Here is a 15,125-nt window from a genome sequence, read left to right as displayed (position 1 = left end):
GAAGAGGCAAGCATGCACGCTTTCGCGTTACGCTTCGATGGCAGTACGCAGTTTCTTCATCGCGTTCTTTTCCAGCTGGCGCACGCGCTCAGCCGACACACCATAGCGATCAGCCAGTTCCTGCAACGTCGACTTGTTGTCTTCGTCCAGCCAGCGGGCGCGGATGATGTCCTGACTACGCTCGTCCAGGCCCTGCATCGCGTCAGTCAGCTTGTTGGCCGCCTGCTCTTCCCAGTTATCATCTTCAATGCCATCGGCAAAGTTAGATGTTTTATCCTGCAGGTAGAGCACCGGCGCCATCGGCTGGCTATCGGACTCATCATCCGACGACATATCAAAGGTCATGTCCTGCGCCGCCATACGGGATTCCATTTCACGTACGTCTTTGCTCGACACGCCCAGCTCGCGGGCCACCATTTCGACTTCATCCTGGTTAAACCAGCCCAGACGCTGCTTGGTTTTACGCAGGTTAAAGAACAGCTTACGCTGCGCTTTCGTCGTAGCGACTTTCACAATACGCCAGTTACGCAGGACGTATTCATGAATTTCAGCCTTAATCCAGTGCACGGCGAAGGAAACCAGACGCACGCCCACTTCCGGGTTGAAACGACGTACGGCTTTCATCAGGCCGATATTGCCTTCCTGAATCAAATCCGCCTGCGGCAGGCCATAGCCCGAGTAATTACGAGCAATATGAACAACAAAGCGCAGGTGAGACAGGATCAGCCTTTTCGCTGCTTCCAGATCGCCCTGGTAATGCAGCTTTTCAGCAAGCTCCCGCTCTTCATCGGCCGACAACATCGGCCAGCTGTTTGCAGCCCGGATATACGATTCCAGGTTACCAACGGGGGCTAAAGCTAAAGTTTGCATATCTTTGGTCATTCAAATCCTCTCAATCGATATCGTCTGACGTGATGGTTCCTGCGAGATGAGCAACAAACATGCCAGCGTTTATGAGCAACGAGAATATCACCCACATTAGTATCAGACAGTGATTTTATCCACAAGTTCCATGCAACGATGTGAATAGATTACGCACAAAATGTGACATGGAAATGAAAACGTAGGGAAGAGACAACAGGGACTCTTTCCCTGCAGAGAGACATTCATCAGTGCAGGGAAAGATTATATCAGACTTTTTTTAATCGGGGGTAAAGTGACGTAAATGTTGAACGGTAGCCAGCCAGGCCGCAACCCAACCGATCATCGAGCAGACAATCAGCATCAGCAGGCACTCGTCGAACCCTAACCCGCTGAGTTCAAACTTCGTTCCAAATACCTGCGCCACTTCCGTCACTGCAGATGACAGACGCATCACCATAATTTCCGAGAGAATCAGCGACAAAAAGGCACCGCAGAAGCCCAGCAACGCACCGCCATACAGGAACGGACGCAGGATGAAGCCGTCGGTCGCACCAATCAGTTTTTGCACGTTAATGGTATCGCGGCGGGCGAAAATGCTCAGACGCACGCTGTTGCCAATAACGAGGAATACCGCCGCGACCATCAGCACGCCAATCAGCGCCGACACCCGGCCCACCAGCCCGGTCAACGAGGAGAGGCGAGCAAACCAGCTGTCATCCATACGCACTTCGTCCACGCCCTGAATGTGCGTCACGCGATCGCGCAGGGTATTCAGTGCATTGGTGCTCTGGAAATCCAGCTTCGGCACGACAATCGCCACGGCCGGCAGCGGGTTCTCTTCCAGCATATCCAGGGCGCCGCCGAAACCAGACCAGTTGCGGAACTCCCCTAGCGCTTCATCCCGCGACAAATAGTTGACCTTCTCCACGCCTTGCTCCGCCTGGAGCTGGCCTACCACCCGCGCCGCGGCGTCATCGTCCAGCGTTTTTTCAAGATAAACGGTGATCTGCGGTGACGGATAGTACTGCGCCGCCGCGCTGTTGACGTTTTTGTACACCATGTAGCATACGCTCGGCAGCGTCAGCGAAATGGCGATAACCATAATCGTCAGGAACGTGGCCAGCGGCGTACTTTTCAGATCCTGCACCGCGCCATGCCAGGCATAGCGCACCTGTTCGTTAAAGACGTTGCTCTTACGGGAAGCCGGGTTCGGTGCCGCTTTCGGCCGCTTCGGGGCATTACGTCCACCGCCGCCAGCGCCTGCGCCATTGCGTAAGCGATCGAATCTGCTGCCGAACTGGCGAATTTGGTTTATTGCGTCGCGCTTATTCACCCCAATGGCCTCCATGCATATGACCGTCGCTCAGGGTCAGCATGCGATACGAGCGACTGGAAATCAGCCCCATGTCGTGCGTCGCCATCAGAACCGTTACCCCTACGCGGTTAAACTCCTCAAACAGACGTAAAATGCCTTCCGAGAGCGCCTCATCAAGGTTACCGGTTGGTTCGTCCGCCAGCAGCACAGCGGGCTTATTCACCACCGCGCGGGCAATCCCCACGCGCTGCTGTTCCCCGCCGGAAAGTTGGATAGGGAGGTTTTTCGCTTTGTCCAGCAGCCCGACCTTGTCCAGCGCCGCCGACACGCGACGGCGAATGTCATCCCCGCTGGCGCCAGCAATAATCAGCGGGATAGCCACATTATCAAACACCGTACGGTCCATCAGCAGGTGGTGGTCCTGGAAAATCATCCCGATCTGGCGGCGCAAAAACGGCACCTCACGGCTCTTCAGGCGGCTAATATCATGGCCGCCGAATAAGATTTTCCCGGCGCTCGGCCGTTCGATACCGCAGATAAGCTTAAGCAGGGTACTTTTCCCCGCGCCGGAGTGGCCGGTCAGAAATGCCATCTCGCCCGACTGCAGGTGGAAGTTCACCCCCTGCAGCGCTTGTCTCCCACCGAGATAGGCTTTGCTGACTTGTTCAAAGCGAATCATGATTAATCCTCTCGGGCAAAAAGTGCCTCAATAAAGTCGCCCGCGTTAAACGGACGCAGATCCTCAATACGTTCACCGACGCCAATATAGCGAATCGGAATACTGAACTGGTCGGCGACGGAGAAGATAACGCCCCCCTTCGCAGTGCCATCCAGCTTAGTCAGCGTAATACCGGTCAACCCAACGGCTTCATGGAACAGTTTGGCCTGGCTAATCGCATTTTGCCCGGTACTGGCATCAATGGTTAGCATGACCTCATGCGGCGCATCTTCGTCCAGTTTTTTCATTACGCGGACGATCTTTTTCAGCTCTTCCATCAGGTGCGATTTATTCTGCAGGCGGCCCGCCGTATCGGCGATCAGCACGTCAACGTTGCGCGCCTTCGCGGCCTGGATAGCATCGAAGATGACCGATGCCGAGTCCGCACCGGTATGCTGGGCAATCACCGGGATGTTGTTACGTTGACCCCAGACCTGCAGCTGCTCTACCGCAGCGGCGCGGAAGGTATCCCCTGCCGCCAGCATCACCGATTTACCCTGCTGCTCGAACTGACGCGCCAGCTTGCCAATGGTGGTCGTTTTGCCCACGCCGTTCACGCCAACCATCAGAATAACAAATGGCGTTTTCCCTTCAACATTCAGTGGCTCATCCACTTTCGCGAGGATATCGCCCATCTCTTCTTTCAGCAGGCCATACAGCGCTTCCGCATCGCGGAGCTGCTTACGGCTCGCGCCTTCGGTAAGATTCGTAATGATCTTACGCGTTGTTTCCACACCAACATCGGCAATCAGCAGCTGCTCTTCCAGCTCTTCAAACAGATCATCGTCGATTTTTTTGCCGCGGAACAGACTGATAAATCCGGAACCGAGGTTCTGCTTGGTTTTAATCAGGCTGCGCTTCAGACGGGCGAAAAAGCCCTCTTTCGTCGGTTTTTCCTGCTCCTGCTGCGCGGTATCCTCCGGCTGGCCCTCTTCTTCTTGTGCTTCAGCAACCTCTTCATCATCAAGAGGTTGTGAGGCCAGCGCCAGAGCTTCCAGCTCTTCATCAGACAGCGCAGGTTCGGACTGCTCTTCATCGAGCGTCTCATCGCTCGCCGTCTCTTCTACAACAGCGGCGACTTCCGGCGTCTGCCCGGCGACCGCTTCCGCGACAACCGGCTGAGCGATAATCTCTTCAACCAGCGGCTCTGCGACGACAGCGTCTTGCGCCCGAGGCTCTTCAACAACAGCATCTTCAACAACGGTCTCCGCGATAACCGGTTCAACGGCGACCTCTTCTTCCGTCGCGTGGACAACCGGCGTCGCTTCGATAGCAACGTGCGGCTGAGGGATCTCTTCGACGTCGACCGGGGCTTCAGCCGCTGGCGTCATCGGTGCCGAATGCGGTAACTCGCTCTCAGCAACCTGTTCAGTGACCTCAACGACATCGGCTGCAAAGGCTTCCGGGTCCTCTTTTTCCTCTGCAGGTGCGCTCACCGCATCCGCCTCTGGTGCCGCAACCGCCTCAGCAGGCAACTCCGCAGCCGGATGCTGTTCAGCAACCTCGGTTTGCCCTTCTACTTTCTGTTCGGTCTCGGTTTCCTGCGCCTGCTCTTTCTGTCCAAAGCCCAGCCAGGAAAAGAAGCCACGTTTTTTCTCTTTTGCCATTTGCGACGACACTCCCGCTGTTTATTCATGGCACAGCTTCGGCATAACAATAGCGGAAGCTGAAAAATGATGAAATTAGTCGGATAGTCTATCACTTAACTTAACTCGCATCACCGCCCCCGGATTAAGGTTTCGTCATCCGCGTTCGATCGCTAGAATAGCGGGCTGAAAGTGGAGACCAGAGCAAAGAGATGAAGAAACCAAACCACGCGGGCAGCGGCCAGATCCGCATTATTGGTGGGCAATGGCGGGGCCGGAAATTACCGGTGCCGGAGAGCCCGGGCCTGCGCCCGACCACCGACCGGGTCCGTGAAACCCTTTTTAACTGGCTGGCGCCTGTAATGGTCGACGCGCACTGCCTTGATTGCTTTGCCGGTAGCGGTGCCCTCGGGCTGGAAGCGCTCTCGCGCTATGCAGGCAGCACAACGCTTCTGGAAATGGAGCGCGGCGTCGCCCAGCAGCTGCAAAAAAACCTGGCGACCCTGAAAGCCAACCATGGCAAGGTGGTCAACACCAATACGCTCAGCTATCTCAATCAGCCCGGAACGCCGCACCATATCGTGTTTGTCGACCCGCCTTTTCGCAAAGGTCTGCTGGAAGAGACGCTGCGCCTGCTGGAAAATAACGGCTGGCTCGCCGATGACGCGCTTATCTATGTTGAGAGCGAAGTCGAAAATGGTTTACCGCCGGTGCCGACAAGCTGGCACCTGTATCGTGAAAAAGTGGCCGGACAGGTCGCCTACCGTCTCTATCAACGTGAGGCACAAGGAGAAAATCATGCTGATTAATTTTGGCCGCGTGTTGATGCTGTGCGTCTGGGCATTCTTGCTATTAAACCTGTTTCAGCCTTTTCCGAAGCCGCTGAACATCTTCGTTAACGTCGCGCTGATCTTTATGATCCTGATGCACGGCCTGCAGCTGACGCTGCTGAAGGCCACCCAGCCGAAAGATGCCCCGCCGCTGGGCCGCTTCGAGCAGGTTCGCATTTTTGTCTTCGGCGTGTTCGAACTGGTGGCCTGGCAGAAAAAGCTCAAGGCCACGCTACGTAAGAAGTAATCCTCCTGGCTCAAGGTTCTGGCGTAAACGCGACAAACCTTGAGCCTTGATAACTCAGCGTTCCCCGGTCACCGACGCTCAGCGCATGATATTGCGCCGCCTCAAGTCGAAAACTCACTTCCAGACCACCGCTTTGCGGCCTGAAGCTCGCGTCATAGCGCGTATCGCTCCCGGCAGGCGCCACGGTTTGCTGGCGCGACCGGCGATCGTTAATCACCTTTTCCCGCTTATTACTCACCACCACCCGCTTTTGTAGTACTGGCGCAGCGTCATTATCCATACTTTCCCGTCGCTGCTGGACATAGCGCACCGAGGCGGCCACCACAATGACGGCGACGACGAGAATAAAAAACAGCGGAACCTTGCTCATTGATCTAACCCATAAGAATTCTCAGGAATTAGCATACCGCGCCTTGATTAACATTGTCATCTGCCGCTCCGAACCACTACACTAGAATTCAGTACCGTCAATACATCAACCATTTAATAATAACAGATACAAGGACTTACTATGCTTTGGTCGTTTATTGCTGTCTGTTTCTCCGCGTGGCTTTATGTCGATGCATCCTATCGCGGCCCCACGTGGCAACGCTGGGTTTTTAAACCCGTCACGCTGATCCTGCTACTGCTGCTGGCCTGGCAGGCGCCGATGTTCAACGCCATCAGCTACCTGGTGCTCGCCGGGCTGTGCGCCTCGTTACTGGGTGATGCATTAACGCTGCTGCCGCGTCAGCGGGTGATGTATGCGGTGGGCGCCTTTTTCCTGTCGCACCTGCTGTACACAATCTGGTTTGCCAGCCAGATGACAATGTCGTTTTTCTGGCCGCTGCCGCTGGTGCTGCTGGTTATCGGCGCGCTGCTGTTGGCGGTTATCTGGAGTCGGCTGGAAGATCTGCGCATGCCGGTGTTCACCTTCATTGGTATGACGCTGGTGATGGTCTGGCTGGCCGGTGAGCTATGGTTCTTCCGTCCGACAGATACCGCGCTTTCAGGCTTCGCCGGCGCAACATTCCTGCTCCTGAGCAATATCGTCTGGCTGATCAGCCACTATCGCCGTCGTTTTCGCGCCGATAATGCCATCGCCGCCGCCTTCTACTTTGCCGGCCACTTCCTGATCGTCCGCGCACTGTACCTCTAATTTAGCGCTTGACTCTGGAGTCGACTCCAGAGTGTATCCTTTGGGTAATGAGAAAATTATCATTGCCCGGAGGGTCCCATGTCGACGCCAGAAGCTCAGGATAAAAAAGTCCCGCAGTTCTCGTCATTCAAATTAAAGCCGGTTGCCGCCGAGGCTGACAGCTGCTGCACAGAATCAGGCTGTACCGCCAATGCCACTCCCGACAGCGACGCACTCAACGAGGCGCGCTACAGCTGGCTGGTCGAAGGTATGGACTGCGCTGCCTGCGCCCGTAAGGTCGAAAATGCGGTGCGTCAGGTTCCGGGCGTCGGCCAGGTGCAGGTTCTGTTTGCTACCGAAAAACTGCTGGTCAATGCCGATACCGATATCCGCTCAGCCGTAGAAAGCGCAGTGCGTGCCGTGGGCTACACGCTGCGCGATGAAAGCACCCCGCCGCCGGAAACCTCTCGCCTGCGCGAGAACCTGCCACTGATAACGCTGTTGCTGCTGATGGCGCTGAGCTGGGGTCTGGAACAATTTAATCACCCCTTCGGCGAGCTGGCGTTTATTGCCACCACGCTGGTAGGCCTGTGGCCCGTCGCCCGCCAGGCAGTACGCCTGATCCGCAGCGGCAGCTGGTTCGCTATTGAAACACTGATGAGCGTCGCCGCCATCGGGGCGCTGTTTATCGGCGCAACGGCCGAAGCCGCAATGGTGCTGCTGCTGTTCATGATTGGCGAGCGTCTTGAGGGCTGGGCCGCCAGCCGTGCCCGTCAGGGCGTGAGCGCCCTGATGGCGTTAAAACCCGATACCGCCACTCGCCTGCGTGACGGCGTGCGGGAAACCGTCGCCCAGCGCGATCTCCGCCCCGGCGACGTCATTGAAGTCGCGGCAGGCGGTCGTTTACCCGCAGATGGTCAGTTGAACACGCCGTTCGCCAGCTTCGACGAGAGCGCCTTAACCGGCGAATCCGTGCCGGTCGAACGCCATTCCGGCGAGCGCGTGGCGGCAGGGGCTACCAGCGTCGACCGCCTGGTTCAGCTAACGGTGATTTCAGAGCCGGGTGACAGCGCCATTGACCGCATTCTGAAGCTGATTGAAGAGGCAGAGGAACGCCGGGCACCAATTGAACGCTTTATCGATCGCTTCAGCCGGGTCTATACGCCGGCCATTATGGCCATCGCCCTGCTGGTCGCTATCGTACCGCCGCTGTTTTTTGCCGCCACGTGGCTGCCGTGGATCTACAAGGGTCTGACGCTGCTGCTGATCGGTTGCCCCTGTGCGCTGGTTATTTCCACTCCGGCGGCCATTACGTCCGGGCTGGCAGTGGCGGCCCGTCGCGGTGCCCTGATTAAAGGGGGGGCAGCGCTTGAGCAACTGGGCCGCGTACGCCAGGTGGCCTTTGACAAGACCGGGACGTTGACCGTCGGCCAACCGCGCGTCACCGCCGCAATCCCGCTGAATGACGAAGATGAAAATAACCTGCTGGCACTGGCCGCGGCGGTAGAACAAGGCTCCAGCCACCCGCTGGCGCAGGCTATCGTGCGCGAAGCTCAGCAACGCCAGCTGGTGATTCCGTCCGCCCGCGACCAGCGTGCGCTGGCAGGTTCCGGTATTGAAGCCGAAGTCGACGGCCGTCGCGTCTTGATTTGCGCGGCGGGTAACGGTGCGGCTCCCCGGCATGAGGCGCAGATTCAACAGCTTGAAAGCGCCGGTCAGACGGTGGTACTGGTGCTGCGCGAGCAGTCTCTGCTCGGCATTCTGGCACTGCAGGATACGCTGCGCGATGACGCCCGCCAGGCGGTCGATGACCTGCATCGTCTGGGAGTGCAAGGGGTGATCCTCACCGGCGATAATCCGCGTGCAGCGGCCGCCATTGCCGGAGAGCTGGGGCTGGAATTCCGTGCCGGGCTGCTGCCAGCCGATAAAGTGGAAGCGGTTACGGCGCTCAACGCCGCTGCACCGCTGGCCATGGTCGGGGACGGGATTAATGACGCACCGGCGATGAAGGCCGCCACCATCGGCATTGCGATGGGCAGCGGAACCGACGTGGCGCTGGAAACCGCCGATGCCGCCCTGACGCATAATCGCTTAACTGGTCTGGCGCAGATGATCTCTCTGGCCCGAGCCACCCACGCCAACATCCGCCAGAACATCGCGATTGCGCTTGGGCTGAAGGGCATTTTCCTTATCACCACGCTGCTCGGACTGACCGGGCTGTGGCTGGCCGTGCTGGCCGATACGGGGGCGACGGTGCTGGTGACCGCAAACGCCCTGCGACTGTTACGTAAGAAATAAGCGGAGAGACCCCGGTGGCGCGTTGCCTACCGGGGCTACGGGAGCCAGAGATCTTTGTCCTTGGCAGCGCGGTACGCAAACCCGTGCTTAATGGCTTTTGCGAATCAGATAACGGTAGGGCAGCGCCTCGGTTTCCTGCGCAACCAGCTCATGTTCCATAAAGCGGCAAAAGCCCGGAATATCGCGAGTTGTAGCCGGATCGTCGGCGATAATCAGCAGCGTCTCGCCCACCGGCATCGTACGTACGGTCTTACGCACCATCATCACTGGCTCCGGGCAACGCAGGCCCTGAGCATCCAGAGTGTGGTCAGGACTGGAGAAAAGTTCGGTCATTTTCATCTCACATCAACAAAACGGCCCTAGTTTACCCCCACTTTTCCGCTACGCAAGCCAGGTTAACGTTTGCGCGAAAAACAACCGTTGCATTACCTGCTCAACGCAGTATCATTCTGCCGCTTCACGCTGGTACACGCACGCTGGCAAGCCACCGCGCGAGTATTGATTTATTGGGTTCCCTCACCCCAATCACTAAAAAGGTCACAATATGAGTCCATTTACGACGTCACAGCGTCAAAAAGCGCTGGTCTGGCTTTCTCTTTTCCATTTGCTGGTTATCACCTCCAGTAACTATCTGGTGCAGCTCCCGATCTCCATTTTTGGTTTTCATACCACCTGGGGTGCATTCAGCTTTCCGTTTATCTTCCTGGCAACCGATCTGACGGTGCGAATTTTCGGCGCTCCGCTGGCGCGACGCATTATCCTTGCGGTGATGGTCCCTGCGCTGCTGATCTCCTATGGCGTTTCGTCCCTGTTCTATATGGGCGAGTGGCAAGGTTTTGCTGCGCTGACCCACTTTAACCTGTTCGTCGCTCGTATCGCTGCCGCCAGCTTTATGGCCTACGCGCTGGGCCAGATCCTCGATGTCCACGTCTTTAACCGCCTGCGGCAGAACCGTCGCTGGTGGCTGGCGCCAACCGCCTCTACCCTGTTCGGCAACGTCAGCGATACCCTGGCCTTTTTCTTCATTGCGTTCTGGCGCAGCCCGGACCCGTTTATGGCGGCAAACTGGGGAGAAATCGCGATTGTCGACTACAGCTTCAAGGTACTGATTAGCATTGCTTTCTTCCTGCCGATGTATGGCATGCTGTTGAATATGCTGATGAAAAAACTGGCAGATAAATCTGATTTATCAGCATTGCAGCCAGGTTAAGAGTACTCGCAGGCTGATGTGATAAGATACGCGGATGAGCCGTTAATGGCCGTTTATCGAAAGGAAGATGTCAATGCGCAATTTGGTTAAATATGTCGGTATTGGCCTGCTGGTTATGGGGCTTGCGGCCTGTGATAACAGCGATTCAAAAGCGCCAACCGAAGGGGCAGCAGCAGAAAGCAACGCCAGTGGGCAAAATATCAGCCTGCTGGATGGGAAGCTGAGTTTCTCCCTGCCAGCAGGAATGACCGACCAGAGCGGCAAGCTGGGAACCCAGGCCAACAACATGCACGTCTATTCTGACGTCACCGGGCAGAAAGCAGTGATCGTGATTGTCGGCGACACCACCAGTGAAGAATTAAGCGTGCTGGCTCAGCGCCTGGAAGATCAGCAGCGCAGCCGCGATCCGCAGCTGCAGGTTGTCACTAATAAATCAATTGAGATCAAAGGTCACACGCTGCAACAGCTGGACAGCATCATCTCCGCCAAGGGGCAGACCGCCTGGTCTTCCGTTATCCTCGGCAAGGTTGACGATAAGCTGCTGACCCTGCAGATCACGCTGCCGGCAGACAACCAGCAGCAGGCGCAAAGCGCGGCTGAAAACATCATCAACACCCTCGTCATCCAGTAACTACTGGCCCGACGCCGCGGCCTCCGGAGCAACAACCGGGGGCCGTTTTTTTAACCGCCAGCTTAGCAACAGCGCCACCGCAACCAGCCCCGCCGCCGCCAGATAAATCGTAGAAATCCCGGCCCATGCCATCAGCAGCCCGGCAAGCGGACCGGTAATCCCTAAAGACAGATCCATAAATACCGTATAGGTCGCCAGCGCCGAACCCTGATTCTGCTGCGGCACCGCCTTCACCGCGACCACCCCCAGCGCAGGGAAGACCAGTGAAAAACCGGCACCGGCAAAGAAGGTCCCGATTTTCGCCATCAGCGAGCTATCAGCCAGCCCCACCAGCAAGAGCCCGGCAATCTCAACGCTAAAGCACAGCATCGCGACGTTGAGTCCCCCCAGACGATTAATCCCGTTGGGGAACAACAGACGCGTGCCAACAAACGCGCAGCTAAACAGCGTCAGCGCAAACGCCGCGCCGTCCCAGCCTTTCGCGTCGTAAAACAGGGTAATAAACGTCGCGATCGTACCAAACCCGGCAGAAGCCAGCGCCAGAGCCATTCCATACGGCCAGACCCGGCCAAGCACGGCGCGAAATGACATCGCCTTGCCCTTTGTTGCCCTGACCGCCGCCCTCGGCAGCGCGCACAGGATAGCTATCAGTGCCACGATCATTATCGTCCATGCCAGCCCATGCAGACCCACGAGGGAGTAACAGAGCACGCCCAGCGGCGCCCCCATCGCCATCGCCCCGTAGGTCACGATGCCGTTCCACGAAATAACGCGCCCGATGTGTAACGACCCCACCACGCCCACGCCCCATAGCGTTGAACCAGTGCCAGCAAAGCTTTGCCCGATGCCGAGAATTACGCGGCCAAGACACAGCAGAACCAGGCTAACGAACGGCCAGCCGCTGCTGACAGCCGCCAGCAGATAGCTCGCACCGCTGAGAAAACAGCCGCACAGCCCGAAGACAACGATCTTTTTTGGACCAAGGAGATCGGCATAGCGCCCGGCATGAGGGCGACTGAGGAGGGTTGCGAAATATTGCAGGCTAATCACCAGCCCGGCCCAGAACGCGCTGAATCCCATCACGTCATGCACATAGCCTGGCAGGACGGCTAACGGCAGGCCAATTGTCAGGTAGCTGGCAAAGTTAAACATCACAACTGAGACAATCCGCAGATTGAGGCGCAGTCCATTCAGCGCCGGTTCGTCGACGGGTTCGGGCATCGGGTCCACCAGATTTTTACAACAGTGTTTCACTATTACCACGTCGCCTGCTCAAAAGCAGCCCACTGAGCCAAAAATCACGCAGCCTCCCACGCCGGATGAGATATTTCTCTGTGCCGCGGCTGGCGTTCTTACCGCGCTAAATAATATCCCTGCTATATAAATATTGCCTACCGCAAGCTTCTCTGGCTACCCACTAATGGTTTTTAGCCATATTTATATGCTTCCGACAATATGGTGCTATATCGCGGATTATTCCCCACCCGAGAATAATAATGCAGGTTCCCAGAACGCGATCAATTTCGCTATGCTGTGAAAATTCAACCCCATAAAATCATGCCTCATGATGGAATGATACCGGCGACTCTGCACTCCCGCATTATGCGGCCTCCTGTACCGCATACGATAAAACGGAAATTCGCCCGCCCTATTTATCCAGAATTTTATTCTGTCTGGTATTCATTTTTTCACATCCGTCATTTCACTGTATTACCTGAATTTAACAGGAAAGTCGTACGGGGGACCGCGGACAGCGGACGTCAATCAGAAATCGTTCTCATTGCATTTTCTTCCACTCATTAATTCAGAGGATAACCCGCAAGTATGCATCTCCTACCGAAGAATTGAGACAGAGACTATTCCGCTGCACTACCGGGATTCAGCATTATCCTATGTATTCGTAGGCCATTCTGTACAAGATGTGGCGGAAATGTCAGAGGCAGGTCACTGGCCTGTTGACGGAATAACGGTATATCTCTGTCAGGCGAGAATATTTGCCATAATAAATTGCACTGGCGTGTGAAAATATCGAAAATACGCGCAGACTTCGCGTCATAAATTGCCATGCGGTGAATTTGCTTGTCGGTGCGTTCTTCGCTTAATTTGCAGAATGGATATCCGGTCGGCAGAAAAGTGAGGTCGTCATGAATCCAGGCAGGTCGCCGTTCGTTCAGACGTTAGCCATACTGTATTCGCAGGTCAGAAGAAAAATAACAACGTTAGGTTAAAAACGTCGCCGGGATATCCGGCTTACCGCGGATACGCGTTGATGAAATTTGCACTAAACATAGTTGACTGGCAGGGCAGAGCCCCGGGACTGAGCGAAACGGCGCAGTGGCAGCAATGGTCACGGCATTCGCTCGCCATCGATCCGTCGGCCCCGCAGGCCGCCTTAACCGAATTACCGATGATGACCGCCCGGCGACTGAGCTCCGGCAGCAAACTTGCCGTTGAATGCGGGCTGGCAATGCTCCGCCAGCACAATATCGATGCCGTGCTGTACACCAGCCGTCACGGGGAGCTGGAGCGTAACTATCGTATCCTCCACGCGTTGGCAACGGAGCAGGCCATTTCGCCGACCGACTTCGCCCTTTCCGTGCATAATTCGGCAGTGGGGAATCTGACGATTGCCGCCCGCCAGCCCATAACGTCCTCTTCGCTTTCAGCCGGGCGCGATACCTTCCAGCAAGGACTCTGTGAAGTGATGTGCCTGCTGCAGGCGGGCTATCAGCGCGTGCTAATGGTTGATTTTGATGGCCATCTGCCCGAGTTTTATCGCCCGCAACTTCCGCCCGCCATGCCAACCTGGCCCTACGCGCTGGCGCTGGTGATTGAGGCCGGGGAGACGTGGCGCTGCACCACCCGGCGTCACGCACCGTCCCCGGAGGCCGAACTGCCGCAAAGCCTGTTATTTTTAAAACACTATTTGCAGAACAGCCCTGCGTTCAGCCTGCCTGGCGAACGTATGCAGTGGCAGTGGAGTCGCGCATGAACGGTGTCGTAATGCGCCTGAACCGGATCTGGCGAGCCGCCATGACCGGCGTCTGCTTCGCCCTGTTCGGTCTTGGAGGGCTGCTGCTGTCCCTCATCTGGTTCAACCTGCTGCTGCTCGTTGTCAGGAACAAACCTCGTCGCCGTCGCGTGGCCCGGCGCAGCATTGCGGCCAGTTTCCGCCTCTTTCTTGCGGTAGTGAAAGCCGTCGGCGTCCTGGATTACCGCATTGAAGGCGGTGACATTTTGCGCCAGGAGCGCGGGTGTCTGGTGGTCGCCAACCATCCCAGCCTGATCGACTACGTGATGCTGGCCTCCATCATGCCGGAGACCGACTGCCTGGTTAAAAGCGCCTTACTGAAGAACCCGTTCGTCAGCGGGGTGATTCGCGCAGCGGATTATTTGATTAACGATCAGGCGGACTCGCTGCTGCCCGCCAGCCAGAACCGTCTACGACAGGGTGATACGATTTTGATTTTCCCTGAGGGCACGCGCACGCGACCCGGTGAACAAATGACGTTACAGCGCGGCGCAGCCAATATCGCCGTACGCTGCGCCAGCGATTTACGGGTCGTGACGATCCGTTGCAGCGAGCACATGCTTGGCAAGCACTGCAAATGGTACGATGCGCCGCCCACTAAACCCCTGTTTACGATTGAGGTGCGGGATCGGGTACGTATTGACCAGTTTTACGATGCCAGCTCACAGGCGCCATCGCTGGCGGCACGACAGCTAAACCGGCATCTTTTGCTTCAATTACAATCAGGTACTACGCCTGGCTCAGGAATTAATGATGCAAGCGCTCTATCTTGAAATTAAAAATCTCATAATTAATACGCTCAATCTGGAAGATCTGTCGGCTGACGACATTGACACCGATGCGGCACTCTTTGGTGATGGACTGGGTCTGGATTCCATTGACGCCCTGGAGCTTGGACTGGCGGTGAAGAACCGGTATGGCGTCGTGCTCTCGGCCGAAAGTGATGAGATGCGCCAGCACTTCTTCTCCGTTGCCACCCTGGCCGCTTTTATCCACGCTCAACGTACCTGAGGCTCGCCCCATGACTGAATCACACGATGTTTATGCCGAGGTCTCGGCACTTCTGGTCAAACTGTTTGAAATTGATCCGCAAGATATCAAACCGGAAGCGCGCCTGTATGAAGACCTGGAGCTGGATAGCATCGACGCGGTCGATATGATTGTCCACCTGCAAAAGAAAACCAGTAAAAAAATCAAGGCCGAAGAGTTTAAAGCCGTGCGTACCGTTCAGGACGTTGTTGATGCCCTTGAACGCTTGTCCCGAGAAGCCTGATCCGT

General features: G+C 56.5%; 17 protein-coding genes. 10 read left to right on the top strand and 7 right to left on the bottom strand.

The genetic code is table 11. The features are described 5' to 3' along the window. Window positions 1-27: 27 nt before the first annotated feature. The 4 genes from rpoH to ftsY form a co-directional block, all read right to left on the bottom strand. The gene (gene rpoH, locus ACMYSK_RS20995) at window positions 28-882 is read right to left on the bottom strand and encodes an RNA polymerase sigma factor RpoH (protein ID WP_004868561.1); all 855 of its coding nucleotides are present in this window, start codon (window positions 880-882) and stop codon (window positions 28-30) included. A gap of 259 nt (window positions 883-1,141) precedes the next feature. Then, window positions 1,142-2,197, bottom strand: coding sequence for a permease-like cell division protein FtsX (gene ftsX / locus ACMYSK_RS20990; protein WP_434638365.1), 1,056 nt, complete (start codon window positions 2,195-2,197; stop codon window positions 1,142-1,144). Continuing rightward, entirely contained in the window at window positions 2,190-2,858 is a 669-nt protein-coding gene (gene ftsE, locus ACMYSK_RS20985; protein ID WP_434638364.1) for a cell division ATP-binding protein FtsE, read from the bottom strand. Before ftsE ends, ftsX begins: the two co-directional genes overlap by 8 nt. Before the next feature lie 2 nt (window positions 2,859-2,860). Then, a complete protein-coding gene (gene ftsY / locus ACMYSK_RS20980; RefSeq protein WP_434638363.1) occupies window positions 2,861-4,504 on the bottom strand; it encodes a signal recognition particle-docking protein FtsY in 1,644 nt (547 codons plus the stop codon). Window positions 4,505-4,695: 191 nt separating this feature from the next. Between ftsY and rsmD the strand changes: the two genes are divergently transcribed. After that, window positions 4,696-5,292: a 16S rRNA (guanine(966)-N(2))-methyltransferase gene (rsmD, locus tag ACMYSK_RS20975; protein ID WP_434638362.1), complete on the top strand. Its 597-nt coding sequence runs from the start codon at window positions 4,696-4,698 to the stop codon at window positions 5,290-5,292. Next, complete coding sequence (locus ACMYSK_RS20970; protein WP_123757275.1) at window positions 5,282-5,560, top strand: DUF1145 family protein; 279 nt, start codon at window positions 5,282-5,284, stop codon at window positions 5,558-5,560. Before rsmD ends, ACMYSK_RS20970 begins: the two co-directional genes overlap by 11 nt. 10 nt (window positions 5,561-5,570) lie before the next feature. Here ACMYSK_RS20970 and ACMYSK_RS20965 read toward each other — a convergent pair whose 3' ends face one another. Next, window positions 5,571-5,930 (bottom strand): DUF2500 domain-containing protein, encoded by a 360-nt coding sequence (locus ACMYSK_RS20965; RefSeq protein ID WP_434638361.1) that lies wholly within the window; start codon window positions 5,928-5,930, stop codon window positions 5,571-5,573. 141 nt (window positions 5,931-6,071) lie between these two features. On the opposite strand from ACMYSK_RS20965, the gene ACMYSK_RS20960 reads away from it, so the two are divergent. Beyond that, complete coding sequence (locus ACMYSK_RS20960) at window positions 6,072-6,698, top strand: lysoplasmalogenase (RefSeq protein WP_434638360.1); 627 nt, start codon at window positions 6,072-6,074, stop codon at window positions 6,696-6,698. 78 nt (window positions 6,699-6,776) lie between these two features. Beyond that, window positions 6,777-8,975 (top strand): Zn(II)/Cd(II)/Pb(II) translocating P-type ATPase ZntA, encoded by a 2,199-nt coding sequence (zntA, locus tag ACMYSK_RS20955; RefSeq protein WP_434638359.1) that lies wholly within the window; start codon window positions 6,777-6,779, stop codon window positions 8,973-8,975. Between the two features lie 87 nt (window positions 8,976-9,062). Here zntA and tusA read toward each other — a convergent pair whose 3' ends face one another. Further along, entirely contained in the window at window positions 9,063-9,308 is a 246-nt protein-coding gene (tusA, locus tag ACMYSK_RS20950; protein WP_434644267.1) for a sulfurtransferase TusA, read from the bottom strand. A gap of 211 nt (window positions 9,309-9,519) precedes the next feature. Here tusA and ACMYSK_RS20945 point away from each other — a divergent pair, with 211 nt between their 5' ends. Then, window positions 9,520-10,185: a 7-cyano-7-deazaguanine/7-aminomethyl-7-deazaguanine transporter gene (locus ACMYSK_RS20945; RefSeq protein WP_434638358.1), complete on the top strand. Its 666-nt coding sequence runs from the start codon at window positions 9,520-9,522 to the stop codon at window positions 10,183-10,185. A 73-nt stretch (window positions 10,186-10,258) separates the two neighbouring features. Beyond that, window positions 10,259-10,816 (top strand): DcrB family lipoprotein, encoded by a 558-nt coding sequence (locus ACMYSK_RS20940; RefSeq protein ID WP_434638357.1) that lies wholly within the window; start codon window positions 10,259-10,261, stop codon window positions 10,814-10,816. On the opposite strand, the gene ACMYSK_RS20935 is transcribed toward ACMYSK_RS20940, so the two are convergent. Beyond that, on the bottom strand, window positions 10,817-12,037 hold the full coding sequence (locus ACMYSK_RS20935; RefSeq protein ID WP_434638356.1) for an MFS transporter: 1,221 nt from the start codon (window positions 12,035-12,037) through the stop codon (window positions 10,817-10,819). A gap of 1,048 nt (window positions 12,038-13,085) precedes the next feature. Between ACMYSK_RS20935 and ACMYSK_RS20930 the strand changes: the two genes are divergently transcribed. Genes ACMYSK_RS20930 through ACMYSK_RS20915 form a run of 4 tightly spaced genes read left to right on the top strand, consistent with a single transcriptional unit; the run spans window position 13,086 to window position 15,120 of the window. After that, window positions 13,086-13,808: a beta-ketoacyl synthase chain length factor gene (locus ACMYSK_RS20930; RefSeq protein ID WP_434638355.1), complete on the top strand. Its 723-nt coding sequence runs from the start codon at window positions 13,086-13,088 to the stop codon at window positions 13,806-13,808. Next, window positions 13,805-14,620: a lysophospholipid acyltransferase family protein gene (locus tag ACMYSK_RS20925; RefSeq protein ID WP_434638354.1), complete on the top strand. Its 816-nt coding sequence runs from the start codon at window positions 13,805-13,807 to the stop codon at window positions 14,618-14,620. Before ACMYSK_RS20930 ends, ACMYSK_RS20925 begins: the two co-directional genes overlap by 4 nt. Then, window positions 14,601-14,858 (top strand): phosphopantetheine-binding protein, encoded by a 258-nt coding sequence (locus tag ACMYSK_RS20920; protein ID WP_434644266.1) that lies wholly within the window; start codon window positions 14,601-14,603, stop codon window positions 14,856-14,858. Before ACMYSK_RS20925 ends, ACMYSK_RS20920 begins: the two co-directional genes overlap by 20 nt. 10 nt (window positions 14,859-14,868) lie before the next feature. Further along, window positions 14,869-15,120: an acyl carrier protein gene (locus ACMYSK_RS20915; protein WP_434638353.1), complete on the top strand. Its 252-nt coding sequence runs from the start codon at window positions 14,869-14,871 to the stop codon at window positions 15,118-15,120. Window positions 15,121-15,125 lie beyond the last annotated feature (5 nt).

Origin of the sequence: Klebsiella sp. I138 (assembly GCF_051131765.1) — a bacterium.
Lineage (GTDB): Bacteria > Pseudomonadota > Gammaproteobacteria > Enterobacterales > Enterobacteriaceae > Klebsiella.
The sequence above is the reverse complement of the archived record's forward strand: the minus strand, read 5'-3'. Positions and strand labels throughout refer to the sequence as shown.